This is a genomic window from Paenarthrobacter sp. YIM B13468 (assembly GCF_042788025.1).
GTDB lineage: Bacteria > Actinomycetota > Actinomycetes > Actinomycetales > Micrococcaceae > Arthrobacter > Arthrobacter aromaticivorans.
Window position 1 is genome coordinate 12041 of sequence record NZ_JBHZPI010000038.1, and the last position, 21210, is coordinate 33250.

The following is a 21210-nucleotide window of genomic DNA, read 5'->3' on the forward strand; positions in this document are numbered from 1 at the left end:
CGCCGTCGTCCTAAGCTGAACCGTACGAGTTACCCAACCCCTGCCGGACCGGCACATCGAAGCGAGGTTGCGCCATGACCGTCAAACTCAACAAGAAAGCATTCGATAACGCGAAGCACCTGATCCGCGACGGCAAGATCGTCAAAGACGTCCGTGATGACTGGAGCGAGCACGCCCCGTCCACCAAGGATGAGAATGAGTTCCTGGAGAAGAAGGGCCAAGCCGAGTATTCCAAGTGGTACCTCGGCGTGGATGACGACCATCCGGCTGACCAAAAGGGCCACTACAAATTTCCCTTCGGCGACTTCAAGAAGATCCACAGGTGTGCGGTCATCTCTGCCGAGAGCCGTGCGGCGCAGAACGACTACGACGATATCCGGGATGCGCTCGGCAAGCTGCTCGAACGCATCGACGAGGACTGAGGCATCGGCGCCAAGAATAAGGGACTGGTGTCACCCACATCCGGGTGGCACCAGCCCCATTCTGCATCACGGACGAATTTTGGTGTCCCTGAGGCGGCCGAGCTCCCACTACACAGGATCAGCCAGCAAGCGCCCCCATTTCGGGTCCAGCAACGGAGCTCCCGAAAGCTTAAGGGCATGCCAGAGCGTCACTGCCACAGAATCGAGCACAGGAACGCCTGTTCGGGCTTCTACATCGGCAGTGATGTTGGCTCCATAGAGGTTGGTGCACAGGTACACCAGGGCGTCCGGATGAGCTGCCGCCAGCTCCAATGAGTCCGGCAGCATCTCCTCATCGGTGACCCGGCCAAAGGATTCGTTATCGGTGAGATCTAGGTGCCGGTGATCGATCGTCTTGATGCCTTCCCTGGCGTACGACGCGATCACGGCCTCATTCACGTCTGCCGTGTAGGGCGTGAACAAACCGATTCGCTCGGTACCGAAGGACGCGAACGCCTCCAAGTAAGCGAGCGTGGACGTGGTGGCCGGAATGCCGGTGGCCTCGGTGATCTCACGTACCAAGGCATGGTCGTGGGAAGCGCCGAGCCAGGATCCGGAGGTGCCGTTCCATGCGATGACGTCCACATTCGCAGTGGCCAGCAACTCAGCGGAAGCGCGCATCACGGATGAATCAAATTGCTTGTCCGAGGAGTCGTCCAAGGCAATCCGGGTAACGGGGATGCGGGTTGAATGGATGGTCACATCCCGGCGATCGCCAAGGATCCGATAGGTCTGCGGTTCCAGGCACGTGTTGGAGGACGGCACGATCATGCCGATGCGGATGGGACGGCTGACTGAAGGCATGGTTTGCTCCTAAGCGCTGAGGGATTCGACAGAAGGAATGACGGGAACAGAGAGCGCGTCGCGGTGCTCCGTGAAGCCGTTGCGGGCCACGAAGCGACCCACCGGACCGGGATCGTGGAAACCTGCTTCATCAAGGACCACCCGTCCGGCGGAGATCACCACTGCGGGCCAGCCGCTAAGCGTCTTCCCCTCAAAAGGCGAGAAATCAGTCCCCATGTGCAACGCACCGCCGTCGACTGTTTGCTGGAGGGCGGGATCGAAGATCACGATGTCGGCGTCGAACCCTTCCACGATCGCTCCCTTTTGCGGGACCGCATTGATCCTGGCGGGACCTGCGGAGAAGACCTCAACGAAGTCCTCCACAGCGCCGCCGGATTCAGTGACCAGCGCCGTGAACGTCACGGGCATGCGGGTTTCCACGCCGGGGAGGCCGTGCGGCATATAGCGGACATCGTCCGTGCGCTCGCGTTTTTGGGAGAGGTCGTAGCAGGAATGGTCCGAAGAGACCGTGTGGATCGCACCCGCGGCCAGCCGATCCTTCAACGCGGCTACCGTTTCAGCACTGCGCATCGGCGGGCAGCACGCGTACCATTCCGGGAACGCCGAACCGTAAACGGTGTCGTCCAAGGTCAGGTAGTGCGGGCACGTCTCGGAGTACGCCTCCTGGCCGCGCTCGCGGGCTTCGGCCACGAGGTCCACTGCGCCCGGAGTCGACTGGTGGACAAAATAGACGGTCGCTCCGGTGTACTGGGCCATTGCCAGGGTTTCCTTGACCGAGATTTCCTCGGCAAGTTCGGGCCGGGTACGGTGCAGGTGCTCGATGCCGATGCGGCCGTCCGAGGCGTGCTGCTCAGTGCAGTCGGTGATGATGGGATCGTGCTCTGCATGGATGTATGTGAGGCCATCCAGGCGCACCATTTCGCGCATGACCTTCAGGATGGTGTCACCATCGGCCATGGTTGAGCCGCGGTTGGTGGTGTACATCTTCACGGATCGGACGCCCTCCGCCGCAAGCTGCTCGAGCTGCCACGGAACCGTCTCATCCCATGAGACAACAGCGCCGTGCAGGGCAACATCGCAGCGGGACTCGGTGGCGAGGCGCTTCTTGTTCAGGACCGCTTCGAGCGGAGTCTCCTGCGCATCGCGGGGGATGCCGAAATCGATGATGGTGGTGGTCCCACCCCAGAGTGCTGCCGTTGACGTGGTCCGGTAATCATCCAAAGTGCGGAATCGGCCCGTCACTTGGGCAACATGGCAGTGGCCGTCGATGCCGCCGGGAATGACCAACTGGCCATGGGCTTCAATGGTTCGTGCAGCCGAGGGAATAGGTTCGGCAGCGTCAACGAGCTCTACGATGCGTCCGCCGTCGACCACGACGTGGGCGGCCTGCCTGCCGAAACTGTTGACGACGGTGCCGTTGGCGATGACGAGATCGGGGAAATGGGACATCGTTGTCCTCCTTGTTCTTGGAAGTTTTAGCGGGACGGTAGGGCGGGTGTTGCCGGAACCGGCGGGGAGGAGACGTGCGCCGATTGAGCGGCACTCAGGGCGGCGTCGAGGTTTTCCGAGAGACCCCGCCTCCGCTTGACCGGCGGCGCCGCGAACGAGCCGCCCCGGTGAACGCCGGACTTCAACGCGACCACGGCCTCCGTCATGCGGATCCCTGCGGAAATTCCGTCCACCACGGGCACGGGGATTTGCCCTTCGAGCTCGCGGGCAAGTCCGGCGAGAGGCGCACCTGCAAGGATCACGACGTCGGCACCGTCCTCAGCGACCGCCTGGCGGCTCAGCGCCAGCAGGGTTTCCTTGAAATCTGCCTGCACCGATCCTATGGAATTCAGGCTTTGGTTGATGGAGCGGATGGAAGCGAGACGGCCGGCAAAACCGAAGCGTTCCACGCAGTCCAGGTACCAGGCCTGGATACGGTCCGAAATGGCGATGATCGAGAAACGGTGACCCTGCAATGCTGCCGCGCACAGTGCCGCCTCGGTGATGCCGATAACCGGTACGTCAACGAGTTCCTTCAGCGCAGGCATTCCGGGATCTCCGAAGGCTGCCACAACGACGCCGTCCACAGCGGCGCTACCATCTTCGTGCCCAAGGCCAGAGCCGTGGCCAAGGCCAGCACCGCCGTCGTGCGCGTATTCGGCGATCAACTCAGCCACAGCGCCGGCGGCGATAAGCGACTCGAAGCGGGTTTCGATGTATTCGACGCCGTGCCCGGCTGTGCGAACGATCAATTCTGTGTCCGGACCTGCCGAGCGCAGGGCCTCGGCCTCGATCAGGGCGGTGACGTCGTCACTGATGTTGGGGTTGATGACCAGGAGTTTCATGGTTTCTTCCGTAGCTTGGGCTCGGTGGCGCTGGAGTCCTCGGGGAATTGCTCGCGGTACTTTCCGATGTGCGACGCCGATTGGATGGCTGCGCGATCGGGATCCCCGCTGGCGATGGCAGTGTAGAGGTCGCGGTGTTCCTGGATGAGTTCCGGGAGGTCGCTGACGTGGCGGAACAGCCAGTGCATGCGTCCCTGGAGTGGTTCCAGCGCGGAGCGGAGAAAGTCGTTGTTGGCGATGGCCGTGATGGCATCGTGGAAATCGCTGTTGGCGCGGTGGGCTTCCAGGATGGAGCCCTTGGCGAGGCAGCGGTCGGCCTCATCCAGCAGGCCGGAGAGGTGTTCGAGATCCCCGGTGGTGGCCCGCTTGGCTGCCAATCGGCAGGCGAGGACTTCCAGGGATTGACGGACGTCGAAGAGGTCCTCTACGTCCTTGGGGCTCAGGCCGCTGACTTCGGAACCGCGGCCAGCGCGGTCCCGGATGAGTCCTTCCTGCCTCAGCATCCGGAGTGCTTCGCGGATGGGCAGGCGGGAAACGTTGAATTCGGCGGCGAGGTCACGTTCCACCAGCCTGGTACCGGGCGCATAGTGCCCCTCAAAAATCCTGGAACGGAGCGTGTCACGCACTGACTCCCGGAGGGGTCGCTCAGTGATTGTTGTGTCTTCTGCGGCTAGCATCTCAGCTCCATTTTCGTGATGTGTGAGGCAGTGCGCCCGGCGACCAGGCGGGTTTCCGGCCGTCCGGCGGTTCAGTACCGTCCGGCCGGCCCGGTCAGGCGAGTCAGACCGGGAGTCGCTTGTTGTAATCCAAGGCCAGGACGGAAACGCCCATGATCACCGCGGATCCAACGAAGTACAGCAGGGCCCAGGTGTAGGAGCCGGTGGCCCCGACAATCAGGCCTACCACAATCGGGGTGACGAACCCTGCGATGTTGCCGCTGAAGTTCATCGCTCCGCCCAGTACGCCGGCATTCGTGCGGCCGCCCAGGATGGACGGGATGGACCAGAACAGGCCAACCCAGCGCAGGAAGAAGAGGACTACCGAGAGAAGCACGACGGCGGTGATGGGGTCTGCGACGACCGTGACACCTACGAGGCCGCCCACCACTACGACGCTGGAGATACCCAGCAGGGTGCGCATGACCCGGTTGGCGGAGGCACCGGATGCCCGCCACTTGTCGGCGATGATGCCACCGAGGATTTCGCCGACGAACCCGGCGCCGAAGATCACGAACGTAGACCAGCCGATGGTCTTCAGGTCGAAGCCCTTGGCCTGTGCGAGGTACAGCGGACCCCAGGTGAGCAGGCCGTAGAACACGCCGTTGAAGCCAAGCCAGCCGAAGCACATTGCCCAGAAGGAACGGAACTTCAGGTAGGGCAGGAGGGCGCGCTTGCCCTGTGCGCCTTCCTTGGCAGCTTCAGCGTCGTCTTCGGCGTGGGAAGCCTCGATGTAAGCGGCTTCAGCGTCGTTGACAGCCTTGTGCTGGCGGGGGTTATCGCGGATGTACCACCAGACGGCCAGGCCCATGAGGATCGTGAGGGCACCGGCGATGATGAAGGACATCCGCCAGCTGCCCGTGGAGGCGATCAGCCAGGTGATGAGGATGCCGCCCAGGCCAGCGCCCAGGGGAGCTCCGGCGTCGAGGATGGTGGCGCCGCGGCCACGTTCCTTCTTGTGCATCCAGATGGCGTTGAGTTTGCCACCGGCAGGCATGACGCCTGCCTCGGTGACACCGATACCCAGGCGGGCGATGAACATGCTGAGGAATCCGCCGGCGAAACCGGAGGCGGCAGTTGCGGCACCCCAACCAATGCAGGAGGCCGTGACCACCTTGCGGGGACCGAACTTGTCGATCAGCAAACCCACGGGGATTTGCATGAGTGCATAGGTCCAGAAGAAGGCCGACAACAGGAGCCCCACAAGCTCGGGCGGGAGGTTGAACTCCTTCTGGATGATGGGGAGAGCTACGGAAATTGAACCGCGGTCGATGTAATTGACGGCGACCAGGACCAGGAGCAGGATGAAGAGCTTCCAGCGGACGTTTGTGCGTCGCTGCACGCCGTCCTTGCCGGTTTTGGGCTCGTTTTCCTGGTTTTCCTGGGTTGCCAGTTGGGTGTTTTGGGGAGACACAGCTTCTCCTTCAGAGGAGTCAACAGGGGGTGGAATGTCTTTTGGGTATGTCTTTGGGGGGGTGAGCCGGGCGGGATATCGCTGCAGCCGGACCCGTGCCGGCGGCAACTGTTGCGATCCCCGTCCTTTTGGTGGCGGGGGCCGCAGCCGGTAGCGAGTCTGTTTGGGATCCCGTTTTGGGATCCCAAAATCTAAGTTAGATGTGACGGGCGGCACTGTCAAGACTTTTGGTATACCCAATCTGAAAACGGAATGTGACCGTTGCAGGCTGCCTGTGCGGATTCAATTCCCGCAGATGCTCCTCCAACACCGAAACCCCGGCACTTCCAAGGGAATGCCGGGTTCTCCGAGTGCCCACCGTGAAGGACTGCTGGTTAAGGCTGGTATGCCGACGATGAGGCGTCGGTAGGCCTGTATGCCAAAATCTCAGCCAGCTCAGCCAGCCTATGTGCTCGGGCCGACTCGGCTGGGGTGAACGGCTCTCCTGGACGGGAGAAAACCAGCGGTCCGTGCCATGCAGTTGGAATCTTGAGGATGTCCGTTGAAGGCCCGACGCCGGGACTCGCCGTGGGTGCCGGGTTTTCCGGGCCGTTGGGGACTACTTTGGCGGACAGCAGTTCGGCGACAGCGTGCGGGAGCTCATCCGGGTTCCCGGCAATACGGGCGGCGAGGCTCAGCGCCTTGGTTTGGCCGTCGGCCATGGCGAGTGCCGTGGTAGGCCACACGTGAGACTCACGGCCGCCGCCGTCGTCGAGTGCTTTTAGTAGTCCCTGCTCGGTGACCTCGCCGCGGGCGGAGAGGACGAACTCATCCATCACGGTGCCGGTTCCATCCATCGGGTGAACGTGACTGCTCAGGATGTTCGTCTCCAGCTTGGCCAAGGACTGGGTGATTTTCTGCAGGGAACCGGGCTGGTCGCGCAGCAAGACCCGAGCGCGCCACAAAGCCGGGGCCGCGTGCAGCTTGTGCCGCTGGCGAAGGGCCGGAGCATGCAGCCATCGCCGGAGGACCTTCGCGGCCGAAGGCTCGGCAACCCAGATGACCAGCACGGTGGCCGTGACAGTTAGCAGGAGAACCTTGGCCAGATAGGGGAGATGGGTTTCCACAACGGCCGCATGAACCAGCAGTTCAATCGGAAGCATGACCGCGATGTTGGCCAGGGTGAGCCGGGCCTTGGGCGGTTCCGGCAGTTGACCGCAGACATCGCACACGAGGTCCGCGGTGACGGGAGAGCTCGGCTTGGGTTTCATGCTCTCATGCTGCCCTGCGCCTGTTTCGGGAGGGTTGCTACCGGGTCACGTTCTGGGGAAAGGACCTTGAGCGCTGCGTTCCTGCCCGGTTTGTGATGCCCGGACCACGCCAGAAACGCAAAAGCCCGGTGTTCTCGCGGGGAGAACACCGGACTATGCGATGCAACCGGGAAGGAGCGGTTGGTTAGAGAGCTACTCCGAGGACTGGCCTAGCGGATGTTGTCTGAGTCGAGATCGGAATCGCGTTCCGTGCTGCGGTTGCTGATGGCAACTTCCTTCAGGAGATCGCGGATTTCTGCCAGCAGCGCAGTGTCCGCGGGCAGCGGCTCTTCCTCGGGCTCCTCAGTGGAGAGGCGGTTCTTGACCATGGAGTTGATCTTGTTCATGGGTGCCACGAAGATGAAGTAGACCACTGCGGCGGTGATGACGAACGTAACCATGGCCGTGAGTACCGCACCGAAGTTGATGAACGTGGCGGGGTTGTCCTGCCAGATCCGGAAACCCAGGCCGTCAGCGTTCACGCCGCCGGCCGCGGCGATGACCGGGTTGATGATGTTGGTGGTGAATGCAGCAACGAGGGCCGTGAAAGCACTGCCGATGACGACTGCAATGGCCAGTTCGATCACGTTGCCGCGAAGTATGAAGTCCTTGAAACCCTTAAGCATGCAATGTCCTCCGATTGGGTGCGTGTGTCTGCCTCAAGCAGAGATCAAACTACCACTCCGAGGTTTCAAGCGGGTGTCAGGAGGATGTGAGAGAGGGACGCCGCCTGGGGGTGTGGATGTGAGAGAACGTCGGGTTTCGCCGATGTTCTCTCACATCCTGACGAGCTTTTTGTGTAGCGATCAGCCTACGAGGGCCCGGGTGTGGTCGTTCAGGAAGATTCCGCGGGGATCGAATTCGCGGCGGACCTGGATGAAGGTGTCAAGCTCGGGGTAGAGACGCTCAAGGCGGCTCCGTGTCATGAAGTGAATCTTTCCCCAGTGGGCCCGCGGCTCGAACTCCTGCAGTACAGCGTCGGCGTCCCGGAAGAACTGCCAGTAGTCGGTCCCAGGCTCGGTGGTCAGGGTAATGACAGTGCTGTCCCGCCCTTGGAACTGGGACATGTACGCGTCATCGGCCTTCACCCAGCGGACTTCAACCGGATACTTCTGCTCGGGATATTTGCTGCGGATCAGCTCCTGGATGGCCTCGACGGCGGCAAAGCCGTCCTCGCTGCGGACGAAGTACTCAAGTTCGTGGAACTGGGTAGTGAAGCCCCCGGGATAGATCCTGTATGAGCGGTCAAGTCGGGCGCCTTCCACGGTGGAACACTCGCGCTCGTCCTGGATGGAAGCAACGTTGTACCGCTTGGTGTAGCTTCGGTTGGCCATGCTCAGGCCGGGTGCGCCGGGAAGGTCCAGCAACTCGCAGGAATTGTTCTCCGGGCACCAAAGGAACGAGTAGTGCCGGTTGTTGTCCAAATCGGCCTGCCACGTAGCTGTGGTTTCCTCCCACGTGGGGTAGGTGATCTGTTCCTGCAGGTAGTAGCTGTCCTCAACAGCCAGCTCCACCTCCAGGAACACACCCAGCGTACCCAAAGCCACTTGGGCGGCCCTGAGTTCGCGGAGCTGCCCTTCGCCGATTTCCACGATGTCGCCATAGCCGTTGATGAGCTTCACCCAGCGGAGGTTGGACGAGAAGCTGCCCAGGTGCTTCCCGGACCCGTGGGTGCTGGTGGCCAGTGCCCCGGCAATCTGCTGCTTGTCGATATCGCCCTGGTTGCCCAGGGCCAGGCCCTGCTCCCACAGCGGATCTCCGAAGGCGTTGATGGTGGTGCCGGCAAGGGCCCGTGCGCGACGCCCGGCTTTGTCGGTACCCGTGATCGCCGAGAGTCCGGACATGTCCATCAGGACTCCACCGGTTTGCACCAGCGGGGAGGACGAGTGCCCCGAGCCGACCGCCCGCACAGGCAGGCCTTCGCGGATTGCGAAACGGACGGCGTCGAGCGCTTCTTGTTCGTTCCTTGGCCGGACGGTGAAGGCCGGTGTCGCGCTCTGGTTCCCGCCCCAGTTGGTCCAGGTGATGTCTGTTCCAAAGGGTGCCGTGGGAGTTGCGGCGCGGGGAAGGTCTTTGGTGGTCATTGCTAAGCTCCGTTGCTTGTTTGAAGGCCTACGCGCCGTGGTTGATCATGACGTGCTTGGTGCGCGAGTAATCATCCAGGGCGTAGAGCGAGAGGTCCCGGCCATAGCCTGAGCCCTTGAATCCGCCCCACGGTACCTCACAGGCAAGGACCAGGTGCGCATTCACCCAGACGGTGCCGAAGTCCAACTGCTTGGGAATCCGCAAGGAGAGGCTGGAGTCCTTGGTCCATACCGAGGCCGACAGGCCGTACGGGCTTTCGTTGGCCCGCGTGACTGCTTCTTCGGTGGTGCTGAAGGTCTCCACAGTGACCACGGGGCCGAAGATTTCATGGGTGGCGATGTGCGCGCCGGCAGGGACGTTGCTGATGACTGTTGGCTCGATGAAATAGCCTGGGCCCTCCAGCGCCGAGCCGCCAATCGCGATGTGCAGGCCGGCGGTGCGCGCTTCAGCAAGGGCTTCCTTGACGCGTTCGAAGTGTGGCCGGGAAATCATAGGGCCGATTTCGACGTCGTCCCCGGCTTCTGGAGCGCCCACTACCAGCGTCCCGACTTCGCGGACCAGGTGCTCGGTGAATTCTTCGGCTACGGACTCATGGACCAGGACACGGCAGGCGGCGCCACAGTCCTGGCCGGCATTCCAGAAACCGGCATTCCGGACACCAGCGGCGGCGGCGCGGAGATCGGCGTCGCGAAAGACAACCACAGGGGCCTTGCCACCGAGCTCCAAGTGGACACGCTTCACAGATTTTGCTGCAGTTTCCGCAACGGCTTGGCCACTGACGACGCTGCCCGTCAGGGCGACCAAAGCAATCGATGGGTGCTCCGAAAGCCGCTGTCCCACAGTGCGGCCCTGGCCGGTGACCACGTTGAGGATCCCGTCCGGGATGCGTCCGGCAAGCAGTTCCGCCAGCTTCAGGGTGGACAACGGCGTCTGCTCGGAGGGCTTGAGGACGATGCTGTTGCCTGCGGCGAGAATTGGTGCGATCTTCCAGGCGGCCATCAGCAGCGGATAGTTCCAGGGAGTGATGACGCCGACGACGCCCACGGGTTCACGGAGGATCACGGAGGTGTGGTCGGTTGCGTAGTCGCCGCCGGCCATGGACGTGAGCGTGCGGGAAGCGCCGGCCATGAAACGGAAGGTATCGATGGTGCTGGTGACATCATCCTCGGCAACGGCCTGCGGCTTGCCGGTGTTGGCGGACTCGATGACCTCGAAGGCCTCGCGGTTCGCCTCAATGATGTTGGCGATCAGGTTCAGGACATCGGCGCGTTCCTTGGGTGTGGTGGCTCCCCAGGACTTTTGGGCGACGACGGCGGCCTCAACGGCGGCGTCGACGTCGACGGCGGTGCCGGCCTGGACGGACGCGATGACCTGTTCAGTAGAGGGGTCCACAACATCGATGACCTGGTTGGAGGAACCGGGAACGAATGATCCGTTGATGAAATGCCCAGTGGGAGGCAGGGGCATTATGCCGGCGGAAGCGTGGTCAGTGGAGGAGCGTCGAACGGTGAACTGTTCGGTCTGGGTGGTGGTCATGGTGATTCGCTTTCAGATGAGGTCTGCGGTGAGTGCAGTGGAACGGTGGGAAGCCGCTTGAGCCTTGTTCCGGAACACGCGGGCTGCGAAGTAGTAGAGGGGAGCAACCACCACCAGGCCGACGAGCCAGGAGATGTCTACGCCGCCCAACGCGGCGGCCATGGGGCCGGTGTAGATTGCGGTTGCCGAGAAGGGGACCTGGATGAGGGCGCCTGCCAGGTAGGAGCCGATGGCGACCCAATTGAACCGCCCGTACACGCCGCCGTCGCGCTTGAAGAAGTCCTCAACCCGGTAGTCGCCGTGCCGCAGCAGGTAGTAGTCCACCAGGTTGATGGCTGTCCAAGGGACCAGGACGTACATCAGGAAGGAGAGGAAATTGGTGTAGAAGAGGATGAAGTTGTCGCGGGCGAACAACGCGATGGAGACAGCGAGAACGAAGAGGATGACTGCCGCGATGCTGCGGGTCTTGGCACGTGGCAACCAGGACGGCTTGAATGTTTGGCCGATGGTCAGGGTGCACAGGACGCCGCAGTACAGGTTCATGGCGTTCGAGGCCGCGACACCCAGGCAGAAGATTCCCACGATGATCAGGGTCCAGGGCTGCAGCAACGCCCCCAGGCTGCCAACGATTTCAACGTTGTCGGCGCTCATGGCCATGGCGAGCGTGCCCACCAAGGCGCCCAGGATCATGGGGAACAACGTTCCCAGGACGCAGCCCGAGTAGGAAGCCCAGAACGCCGGTGCTGATCCCGTGCCCTGCGGCATGTAGCGGGAGTAATCGGAGACGTAGGGTGCGTATGCCAGTTGCCACAGGGCCGAGACGGAGATGGTCCCCATGAAGCCAACCCAGTTGAAGTTGCCCTGCTCAAGGAAGCTGCTGGGAAGGCCGTGGACCACGAGTATCCAGCCGAAGGCCAGCAACAATGCCAGGCCCGCTGCAACACTGAGGATCCGGGCATAAGCGTGGATAAGCCGGTATCCGAAAATCGTGGCGATAACGCTGACCACGCCGATGATGATGATGCCGGCATCCACGCTGATGCCCGGGCTGACGGCGGCCATTGCTTCCCCACCGAACACGAGGTTCGCGGCGAAGAAGCCGACGTACATGACCACCACGATGACCACGATCAACAGGGCGCCGAAGGAACCGAACTGGCCGCGGGTCTGGATCATCTGGGCTACGCCAAGCTGGGGACCTTGGGCCGAGTGCAGCGCCATGAAGATGCCGCCCACCAGGTTGCCAATGATGATGCCTACCAGTGCAGGCACGAAACCGAGGCCGAACACCGTGGTGGCGAGCCCGCCGGTCACGATGGTCATGATCATGATGTTGGAACCGAACCAGATGGTGAACAGGTCGCGGGCCTTGCCGTGGCGCTCGTTCACCGGGATCGGCTGGATGGTTTTGTCCTCGAGGCGCGGTACTTCCTGGGTGGCCAAGGGCGTTTTCATGACATTGTCCGGGATGTAGAAGCCAGTTCAAGGACAGCAGAGTCTGTGGCTTTGCTGCGGTTCACCATCAGGCCGAGCAGGTCGAAGACGAGAGTAGCGGCGGCGACGGTTGTGATGTCCGCATGGTCGTAGGCCGGAGCGACCTCCACGACGTCGGCGCCCACAATGTTGATGCCGTTCAGTCCGCGGAGCAGGGCGAGGAGCTCGCGGGAGTGGAGCCCGCCCATCTCCGGGGTGCCGGTCCCAGGTGCGAACGCGGGGTCCAGGACGTCGATGTCGATGGACACGTAGACCGGGGTGTCGCCGAGCCTGTCCTTCACCTGCTGGATTGCGGCCGGGACGCCGATGACATCCAGGTCCGAGCAGCGGATGATCTGGAACCCGAACTCGTGGTCCCTGAGGAAGTCGTTGCGGTCATAGACCGGGCCGCGGATCCCTACATGCATTGACTTGTCCTCCACAAGCAGGCCCTCCTCGAACGCCCGCCGGAAAATGGTTCCGTGGGTGATGGGCTGGTCAAAGTAGGTGTCCCACGTGTCCAGGTGTGCGTCGAAGTGCAGCAAAGCCACCGGGCCATGGACCTTGTTCAGCGCCCGCAGCATGGGCAAAGCAATGGTGTGGTCGCCACCGATCGAGATCAGCCGCTTGTCTTCACTGATCAGGGGCAACGCCTGCTCCTCGATCTCACGGACTGCGCGGGTGATGTCATAGGGAGTGCAAGCGATGTCGCCGGCGTCCACAACCTGGGCTTCGTAAACGGGTTCGACGTCGAGCTCCGGGTGGTAGCCAGGGCGCAGGAGGCGTGAGGCCTCGCGAACCGCGGCAGGACCGAAACGGGCGCCTGGCCGGAAGGAGGTTCCGCCGTCGAACGGGACACCGACGATCGCAATGTCGTAGTCCGGAACCCGGTCGATTTGGGGGAGGCGGGCGAAGGTGCCGAGGCCTGCATACCGGGGGACTTTGGTTGCGTCGACAGGGCCGATGGGCTTGTGGATTGTCATTGCCGGATCCTTGGTGTGAGGGGTGCTCGCCATTGAGCGGGAAGTAAGTAATTCCATTCTTGGTGACGCGGGTCACGGCGAATAGCGGTACATTGACTACAAATGGCCGAGGCGCTTAGACGAATGTCTAAATGGTCCGAAACGGCCCCCGGAATCATAGAGTCAGGACCCCATCCGATGGCAATCACGGTCGCCGAGCTCGTAGCTGAACCCCAACTCGGGCTCACCCTCCTTGCCGGCGACACAGGGCGCGACAACCGGATCACCTGGGCGCACACTTCGGACCTGCCCAGACTGTGGGAATGGGTCACCGGCGGCGAGCTCATGATGACCAATGGACTCTCGATTCCCGCGGACGCCGAGGGACAAGTGGCGCTCGCAGAGGCCCTCATGGACAGCGGGGCAAGCGCCTTGGCGATCGGCGAAAAGATGCACGCACCCCCGCTGACGCAGGAGTTCCTGGCGGCCTGCGACCGGCTGCCGCTGCCGCTGATCAACATCCCGTACCCGCTGCCCTTCATCGCGATCGCCCGCTCGGTTGCCGAATCCTCCCTGCTCGAAGAGTCCCGGCGCCTGCGCCAGACAGCCAGGGTCTACGACCTTCTCCGCACGGCCGGAGCCTCCGAGGACCATTGGCAAAGCCTGGTCCAACGGCTTGCCACCGAACTGGACGCTGAACTGTTCGTGGTGGACCGCCGCTGCCTCCATCCCTGGCACCCCGAGGGCCAGCGGCTCCCGGAGTTCCTCGCGGATGAATGGGCTCCGCTTTCCGGGCAGGTGTCCTTGGCTGGCAAGAATTTCCAGTGGCACCGGATCCGGGGCCGGCACGTGCTGACCATGGACATCCCGACGCACGCCAACGCCCTGCTCGTGGTGCTGCCACACAGCGAACCGCACCCGGACGCCGTCGTACTCCTGCACGCCGCAACCGTGCTGGGACTGCAGCTCTCGCGCATCGTTTTGTCGCTTGAAGGGCGGCATCGGCTGGCCGGCGAGTTCCTGCTGCAGGCTATGGATGGCCGACTGGGCGCGGCCGAGATGGAGAGCCGGCTGTCAACTTTTGGGGTTCCGCCCCAAGACTTCCTGCTCGCATCCATGTCAGCGAACGCTTCCACCACAACGAACGACGGCGACAAGCTGGCGAACGTGCACATCGAACTGTGGCGGCACGGGGTTGCGTCGGCGTCGTTGAAGCGGAATAGCAGGCTGCACGTGGTGGTCCCCGCTGATGTGCCTGACGACATCCTGGTTCATTGCGCCGGGGCAGATGCCGCGATTGGAATCAGCGCTCCGGCGGGTGTGGCGGGCATTCAGCGCGCGCTGCAGGAGTCCCTTTGGGCGCTCGGATCGGCCCGGGCGAACAAGCTCGACCTGGCCCGCTACGCGCAGGGGCCATCCTGGCTCGGGCTGACCGGTTTTGAGGAAGGAACTGCGCTGGTCAGGCGTCTGCTGGGCCCGATTTTCGATTACGAGCAGAGCCAGGAAGGCGATCTCCTGGTCACGCTGAGGACCTATTTGGACTCGCAGCGTTCCTGGCAAAAGACTGCCGCTGCCCTGTTCGCGCACCGGCAAACCATCATCTACAGGATCCGGAAAATCGGCGAATTGACGGGGCTGGACATGGGTGAAACCTCCACGGTTGCCCAGCTGTGGTTCGCGCTCCAGATCCACGAGGCGATGCATCGGTAGGTATCCCTTGCTTGCGCTTTTTCGAAATGACCAGCTATGGTGTGAAGCGTGTCACCCATGGTGACGCAACGCTTTTGATCTGCGGCGGGAGAGTCCTGCCGGTACATCCAGTCAGGCGCCGTAGGAGCAAATCCTCCCCAGGAATCTCTCAGGCACATGTACCGCCGCGGTTAGGCAACTCTGGAAAGCAGTCCGGGCAACCGGGCTCACCGACGGTGCAAGCAGGCAACCATTCCTGCGGAATCTCTCAGGTCCAATACAGAGTGGGGAGGAACCCACATTCATCGTGGCGCTCAGTGGGCGCCTGAATCATGGAGTTCCTCTTGACTGTTCAATCAACCCCCACCGCTTTCGCGGACCGGCATATCGGCGCCCGACGCCAATCCGACGTTGACACCATGCTCAAGGCCATCGGCTACGACTCCGTAGACGGCCTGGTAGATGTTGCGGTCCCCGATTCCATCCGCCAGGACACTGCCCTGAAGTTGCAGGACGCCCTCACCGAGGTGCAGGTCCTCGCCGAGCTCCGCAAGCTGGCTTCCAAGAACAAGACCGCCGTCCAGATGATCGGCCAGGGCTACTACGACACCGTGACGCCCCCGGTCATCCGCCGCAACATCCTCGAATCCCCGGCCTGGTACACCGCCTACACGCCGTACCAGCCCGAGATTTCGCAGGGCCGCCTCGAAGCTCTCCTGAACTTCCAGACCATGGTCCAGGACCTCACGGGGCTGCCGGTAGCCAACGCTTCGCTGCTGGATGAAGCCACTGCCGTGGCTGAGGCCGTGCTGCTGATGCGTCGCGCCAACAAGTCCAAAACCGCGAAGGACGGCAAGACCGTCCTGGACGCCGACCTCCTCCCGCAGACCATCGCGATCGTGAAGGGCCGCGCCGAAGCGCTGGGCTTCGAAGTGGAGATTGCCGAACTTTCGGCGGGCCTTCCCGACGGCGACATCAACGGCATCGTCCTGCAGCAACCCGGCGTTTCGGGCCACGTGTTTGACCACTCCTCTGTGATCGCTGAGGCCAAGGAACGCGGTGCCCTGGTCACTGTGGCTGCCGACCTTTTGGCGCTCACCCTCATCACGCCCCCGGGCGAACAGGGCGCCGACATCGCGGTCGGAACTGCCCAGCGCTTTGGTGTTCCGCTGTTCTTCGGTGGCCCGCACGCCGCATACATGGCAGTCCGCGAAGGCATGGAGCGCACGCTTCCGGGCCGCATCGTGGGCGTCTCCAAGGACAATGCCGGCGTCCCCGCTTACCGGCTAGCGCTCCAGACCCGCGAGCAGCACATCCGCCGCGAGAAGGCCACGTCCAACATCTGCACTGCCCAGGCATTGCTCGCCATCGTGGCCTCGATGTACGCGGTTTACCACGGTCCGGAAGGACTGAAGGCAATCGCCGAAACCGTCCATGGCCACGCCCGCACACTGGCCACTGCCCTCAAGACCGCCGGCCGCGAACTCGTGTCCGAATCCTTCTTCGACACTCTGACGGTCCGCGTACCCGGCAAGGCTGGCAAAGTCATCGCCGCCGCCGAAGCCCGCGGTATCAACCTGCGTCGCATCGATGCCGACACGGTTGGCGTTTCCCTCGATGAAACCACGACGCCGGAGGTCCTCTCCGCGGTAGCCGTCGCCTTCGGTGCCGGCCCGGTGAAGGACGCTTCAGGGTTTGAGCTGCCGTCCTCCGTTCTGCGCACCTCGGATTTCCTGCAGCACCCGGTGTTCAACACGCACCGTTCCGAGACGCAGCTGTTGCGCTATATCCGCAAGCTGTCCGACCGCGACCTCGCCTTGGACCGCACCATGATCCCGCTGGGTTCCTGCACCATGAAGCTGAACGCCACGGCTGAAATGGAAGCAATTTCCTGGCCTGAGTTCGCCTCCATCCACCCGTTCGCTCCGGATCACCAGACGGCTGGTTGGCGCGAGCTCATTGAAGGACTGGAAGCCGACCTCACTGAGATCACCGGTTACGATCAGGTCTCCATCCAGCCGAACGCCGGCTCCCAGGGTGAGCTCGCGGGCCTCCTGGCCATCCGCGGCTACCACCTGTCGCGCGGGGATGAGCAGCGCAACGTGTGCCTGATCCCTGCTTCTGCGCACGGCACCAACGCAGCCTCGGCTGTGCTGGCCGGCATGAAGGTTGTCGTGGTGGCTACGGCCGCTGATGGCACCATCGATCACGCGGACCTGACTGCGAAGATCGAAGCCAACCGCGAGGCGCTCTCCTGCATCATGATCACCTACCCGTCCACGCACGGTGTTTACGACGCCGACGTGCGGGAAGTGTGCGACGCCGTCCACGAGGCCGGTGGCCAGGTGTACGTTGACGGTGCAAACCTCAACGCGCTCGTTGGGCTGGCCCAGCCGGGCAAGTTCGGCGGCGACGTATCGCACCTGAACCTGCACAAGACGTTCTGCATCCCGCACGGCGGTGGCGGACCGGGTGTTGGTCCGGTCGCGGCCAAGGCACATCTGGCGCCGTTCATGCCCGGGGACGCGAACAACGTTTCATCTGAAGGTGGCGTGGCCATCTCGGCATCCCGCTACGGTTCCGCCGGTGTGCTCCCCATTTCCTGGGCTTACGTGAAGCTCATGGGTGACCAGGGACTCACCGAAGCGACCAAGTCTGCGCTGCTCGCGGCCAACTACGTCGCCTCCCGCTTGGACGAGCACTTCCCGGTCCTGTACACGGGCGAAGGCGGACTGGTTGCCCACGAGTGCATCCTGGACCTCCGCGAACTGACTACCCGCACGGGCGTTACAGCTGAGGACGTTGCCAAGCGCCTCATCGACTTCGGCTTCCACGCTCCCACGCTGGCGTTCCCCGTTGCGGGCACTTTGATGGTGGAGCCGACGGAGTCCGAGGACCTGGTTGAGATCGACCGCTTCATTGAAGCCATGATCACCATCCGTGCCGAAATCGAGCAGGTGGCCGCCGGAGATTTCACTGTCGAGAATTCGCCCCTGCGCAACGCACCGCACACGGCTGCCGCCGTCGTGAGTTCTGACTGGGACCGCGACTACTCGCGTGAGCAGGCAGCGTTCCCTGTCCACCAGCTGAAGCACGACAAGTACTTCCCGCCGGTCGGCCGCGTTGACGGTGCCGCTGGGGACCGCAACCTGGTGTGCTCCTGCCCGCCCCTCGAAGCATTTGAAAACTAAGGACTGGTCATGACTGAGAACTACACAGCCCTGTACGAGCAACACAAAAAGGCCGGCGCGTCCTTCACGGATTTCGGCGGCTGGCAGATGCCCCTGAAGTACGAGTCCGAGCTTGCTGAGCACCACGCCGTCCGCAAGTCCGCCGGCCTGTTCGACCTCTCCCACATGGGCGAGGTCTGGGTTACCGGACCGGACGCGGCAGCGTTCCTGGACTTCGCGCTGGCGGGCAAGTTGTCCGCGATCGCCGTGGGCAAGGCCAAATACTCGCTGATCTGCAACGCCGACGGCGGCATCATCGACGACCTCATCACCTACCGTCGCCCTTCTCCCGAAGAAGGCGTGGATCAGTACCTCGTGGTCCCAAACGCGGGCAACGCCAAGGTAGTTGCTGCAGCATTGCTGGAGCGGGCGGCCGGGTTCGACGTCGTGGTTGACGACGCGTCGGCTGAGACGTCGCTGATTGCGGTCCAGGGTCCGAACGCGGAAGCCATTTTGCTGACCTTGGTTCCCGCTGAGCAACACGCCCTGGTGACGGAACTGAAGTACTACGCGGCCGTTGAAGTCTCCATTAACGGGCAGGATCTGTTGCTTGCACGCACCGGCTACACCGGCGAAGACGGCTTCGAGATCTACATCCCCAACCTTGATGCAGCCGGCCTGTGGGAAGCACTCCTCGAGGTCGGCGAAGGTCACGGCCTCATCCCCGCGGGCCTTGCGGCACGTGACTCCCTGCGACTCGAAGCTGGAATGCCGCTCTACGGCAACGAGCTCTCCCGCTACGTGAACGCCTACGCCGCAGGACTTGGCCCGGTGGTTTCCCTGGCCAAGGAAAGCGACTTCATCGGCAAGGAAGCCCTGGCTGCTATCAAGGCTGCCGGCGTTGGTTCGACCATCGGCCAAAAGCTCGTCGGCCTCAAAGGTGCAGGCCGCCGCGCAGCACGCGCCCACTACTCGGTCCTCAAGGACGGCTCACTCATCGGCGAAGTCACCTCCGGCCAGCCGAGCCCGACGCTCGGTTACCCGATCGCCCTGGCGTATGTCGACGTCGAGCACTCAGAGCCGGGCACGATCGTCGACGTGGACCTCCGCGGAAAGTCCGAGCGGTTCGAAGTTGTGCCGCTGCCGTTCTACAAGCGCCAAAAGTAAGCCGGGGGTGTTTGGGGCCGCCGACCTCTGCATGCTCGGTCGCGTAAGCGCCCGCTGGGCGGACGCGACGCTCCCTTGGACGCATGCTGCCGGCCGCCGGCCCCAAACCGGTGTGGCTGTGGCGCTGCTTGAACCCCCAGCGCTGGGAATGGGTCAAGCACCACGTGATCTTGAAGAGTTTTTCGTAAGAGAGAGAAGGAATTGGAATGAGCAAAGTAGTTGCTGAACTGAAATATTCGGCTGAGCATGAATGGGTTGCTTCGGATGGGGCCGGGCCTGTGGGGATTGGGATCTCTGCGGTGGCCGCGGATGCCCTGGGCGACATTGTGTATGTTGACCTTCCCGAGGTTGGCTCCACGGTTACTGCGGGGGAGACCTGCGGTGAAGTTGAGTCCACGAAGTCCGTGTCGGACCTGTACTCACCCGTGACGGGTGAGGTGACCGAGATCAACGACGCCGTCGTCGACGATCCTGCCCTCATCAACAACGACCCGTACGGTGCCGGCTGGCTGTTCAAGGTAGCCGCCACGGAAGAAGGGCCGCTCATGACGGCTGAGGAATACGCTGCGACGAACGGTGGAGAACTGTGAACCCGGCAGCCGTGACCGAATTCGAGCAGGTCGTGTCGGCGTCGTTGGATGCCCAGCTGGCTGACCTCGATCCTGAGATCGCCGCAAAGATCGACGACGAACTGGGCCGCCAGCGCGACGGCCTGGAGATGATCGCCTCCGAGAACCACACGGCCGTTGCCGTGATGCAGGCTCAGGGCTCCGTGCTGACCAACAAGTACGCCGAGGGCTACCCGGGCAAGCGCTACTACGGTGGTTGCGAGCACGTTGACGTGATCGAGCAGCTCGCGATCGACCGCATCAAGTCCCTGTTTGGCGCCGAATTTGCGAACGTCCAGCCGCACTCCGGTGCCCAGGCCAACGCGTCGGTGATGCACGCGCTGATCAAACCGGGCGACACCATCATGGGCCTGAACCTGGCCCACGGCGGCCACCTCACCCACGGCATGCGGATCAACTTCTCCGGCAAGCTCTACAACGTGGTGCCCTACGGCGTCCGCGAAGACACCCACACCGTGGACATGGCCGAAGTTGAGCGCCTCGCAAAGGAGCACAAGCCGGCCTTGATCGTTGCTGGCTGGTCCGCTTACGCGCGGCAGCTGGACTTCGCCGAGTTCCGCCGGATCGCCGACTCCGTGGGCGCCTACCTGATGGTGGACATGGCGCACTTCGCAGGCCTGGTTGCAGCTGGCCTGCACCCGTCGCCGGTGCCGCACGCCCACGTCACCACCTCCACTACACACAAGACCCTCGCCGGTCCGCGTGGCGGCATCATCCTCTCCAACGACGCCGACATCGCCAAGAAGATCAACTCGGCCGTGTTCCCGGGCCAGCAAGGTGGACCGCTGGAGCACGTGATCGCCGGCAAGGCCGTCGCGTTCAAGATCGCCGCGTCCGAAGAGTTCCGGGAACGTCAGTCACGTGTACTGGCAGGCGCCCGGATCCTGGCCGAGCGACTCGTCCAGCCGGACGTTGCAGCCAAGGGAATTTCCGTGGTTTCCGGAGGTACCGACGTGCATCTGGTGCTGGTGGATCTGCGCAACTGCGAACTCGATGGACAGCAGGCCGAGGACCGTCTCGCCGCGATCGACATCACCGTCAACCGCAACGCCGTCCCGTTCGACCCCCGCCCGCCCATGGTCACCTCCGGCCTGCGCGTCGGCACACCGGCGCTGGCGACCCGCGGGTTCGGCGAAGCTGCCTTCCGAGAGGTTGCCGACATCATCGCCGAAGTGTTGATTGCCGACGCCGATGCGGACCTTTCCGGGTTGCGGCACCGGGTTGATGTGCTTGCCAAGGCGCATCCGTTGTACCCGGGGGTTGCCAACCTCGGTTAGCCGCTCCGTTGGCCCGTTGGGGCCGGCATCCTCCGCGTGCTCGGTCGCAGATGCACCCGCTGAGCGGATGCGATGCTCCCTTGGACGCACGCTCCCGGACGCCGGCCCCGCCTGTTGTTGATGTGTCTGGCTGGCGGGGGTTGGCTTCGGGATAGATGTTTGCTGCGAGGGTTTGTCGGGGCGGGTCTGGTGTCCTGGGGCCGAT

The 21210-nt window shown here is 63.2% G+C and carries 17 protein-coding genes and 1 riboswitch; of the genes, 6 read left to right on the top strand and 11 right to left on the bottom strand.

Annotated elements, in window-relative coordinates; genetic code table 11:
* Window positions 1-74: 74 nt before the first annotated feature.
* Window positions 75-422, top strand: coding sequence for a hypothetical protein (locus ACFX4T_RS24535; RefSeq protein ID WP_377654932.1), 348 nt, complete (start codon window positions 75-77; stop codon window positions 420-422).
* A 108-nt stretch (window positions 423-530) separates the two neighbouring features.
* On the opposite strand, the gene ACFX4T_RS24540 is transcribed toward ACFX4T_RS24535, so the two are convergent.
* From ACFX4T_RS24540 to speB, 11 genes are all read right to left on the bottom strand, one after another.
* Window positions 531-1265, bottom strand: coding sequence for an aspartate/glutamate racemase family protein (locus ACFX4T_RS24540; RefSeq protein WP_377654935.1), 735 nt, complete (start codon window positions 1263-1265; stop codon window positions 531-533).
* Between the two features lie 9 nt (window positions 1266-1274).
* Window positions 1275-2714 carry an amidohydrolase family protein gene (locus ACFX4T_RS24545; RefSeq protein ID WP_377654937.1) on the bottom strand — a complete coding sequence of 480 codons (1440 nt, stop codon included), beginning with the start codon at window positions 2712-2714 and terminating at the stop codon, window positions 1275-1277.
* A gap of 26 nt (window positions 2715-2740) precedes the next feature.
* The gene (locus ACFX4T_RS24550) at window positions 2741-3598 is read right to left on the bottom strand and encodes an aspartate/glutamate racemase family protein (protein WP_377654939.1); all 858 of its coding nucleotides are present in this window, start codon (window positions 3596-3598) and stop codon (window positions 2741-2743) included.
* Complete coding sequence (locus ACFX4T_RS24555; protein ID WP_377654942.1) at window positions 3595-4275, bottom strand: GntR family transcriptional regulator; 681 nt, start codon at window positions 4273-4275, stop codon at window positions 3595-3597. The genes ACFX4T_RS24550 and ACFX4T_RS24555 overlap by 4 nt, the downstream gene beginning before the upstream one ends.
* A 103-nt stretch (window positions 4276-4378) precedes the next feature.
* A complete protein-coding gene (locus ACFX4T_RS24560) occupies window positions 4379-5728 on the bottom strand; it encodes an MFS transporter (RefSeq protein WP_377654944.1) in 1350 nt (449 codons plus the stop codon).
* 374 nt (window positions 5729-6102) lie between these two features.
* Window positions 6103-6978, bottom strand: a complete 876-nt coding sequence (locus tag ACFX4T_RS24565; RefSeq protein WP_377654947.1) for an amino acid-binding protein — start codon at window positions 6976-6978, stop codon at window positions 6103-6105.
* 209 nt (window positions 6979-7187) lie between these two features.
* On the bottom strand, window positions 7188-7643 hold the full coding sequence (gene mscL / locus ACFX4T_RS24570) for a large conductance mechanosensitive channel protein MscL (RefSeq protein WP_377654949.1): 456 nt from the start codon (window positions 7641-7643) through the stop codon (window positions 7188-7190).
* 180 nt (window positions 7644-7823) lie between these two features.
* Window positions 7824-9101 carry a D-arabinono-1,4-lactone oxidase gene (locus tag ACFX4T_RS24575; RefSeq protein WP_377654952.1) on the bottom strand — a complete coding sequence of 426 codons (1278 nt, stop codon included), beginning with the start codon at window positions 9099-9101 and terminating at the stop codon, window positions 7824-7826.
* A 28-nt stretch (window positions 9102-9129) separates the two neighbouring features.
* Window positions 9130-10638 (bottom strand): aldehyde dehydrogenase family protein, encoded by a 1509-nt coding sequence (locus tag ACFX4T_RS24580; RefSeq protein WP_377654954.1) that lies wholly within the window; start codon window positions 10636-10638, stop codon window positions 9130-9132.
* Window positions 10639-10650: 12 nt separating this feature from the next.
* On the bottom strand, window positions 10651-12093 hold the full coding sequence (locus ACFX4T_RS24585; RefSeq protein ID WP_377654957.1) for a purine-cytosine permease family protein: 1443 nt from the start codon (window positions 12091-12093) through the stop codon (window positions 10651-10653).
* Window positions 12090-13094, bottom strand: coding sequence for an agmatinase (gene speB / locus ACFX4T_RS24590; protein WP_216927335.1), 1005 nt, complete (start codon window positions 13092-13094; stop codon window positions 12090-12092). Before speB ends, ACFX4T_RS24585 begins: the two co-directional genes overlap by 4 nt.
* Before the next feature lie 177 nt (window positions 13095-13271).
* On the opposite strand from speB, the gene ACFX4T_RS24595 reads away from it, so the two are divergent.
* The 5 genes from ACFX4T_RS24595 (at window position 13272) to glyA (ending at window position 21005) form a co-directional block, all read left to right on the top strand.
* Window positions 13272-14783, top strand: coding sequence for a PucR family transcriptional regulator (locus ACFX4T_RS24595; RefSeq protein ID WP_377654959.1), 1512 nt, complete (start codon window positions 13272-13274; stop codon window positions 14781-14783).
* Between the two features lie 75 nt (window positions 14784-14858).
* Window positions 14859-14957: riboswitch (glycine riboswitch) on the top strand.
* A 149-nt stretch (window positions 14958-15106) separates the two neighbouring features.
* Window positions 15107-17953, top strand: a complete 2847-nt coding sequence (gene gcvP / locus ACFX4T_RS24600) for an aminomethyl-transferring glycine dehydrogenase (RefSeq protein ID WP_377654961.1) — start codon at window positions 15107-15109, stop codon at window positions 17951-17953.
* A 9-nt stretch (window positions 17954-17962) separates the two neighbouring features.
* The gene (gene gcvT, locus ACFX4T_RS24605; RefSeq protein ID WP_377654963.1) at window positions 17963-19099 is read left to right on the top strand and encodes a glycine cleavage system aminomethyltransferase GcvT; all 1137 of its coding nucleotides are present in this window, start codon (window positions 17963-17965) and stop codon (window positions 19097-19099) included.
* Window positions 19100-19305: 206 nt separating this feature from the next.
* Complete coding sequence (gcvH, locus tag ACFX4T_RS24610) at window positions 19306-19689, top strand: glycine cleavage system protein GcvH (protein WP_377654965.1); 384 nt, start codon at window positions 19306-19308, stop codon at window positions 19687-19689.
* On the top strand, window positions 19686-21005 hold the full coding sequence (gene glyA / locus ACFX4T_RS24615) for a serine hydroxymethyltransferase (protein WP_377654967.1): 1320 nt from the start codon (window positions 19686-19688) through the stop codon (window positions 21003-21005). Before gcvH ends, glyA begins: the two co-directional genes overlap by 4 nt.
* Window positions 21006-21210 lie beyond the last annotated feature (205 nt).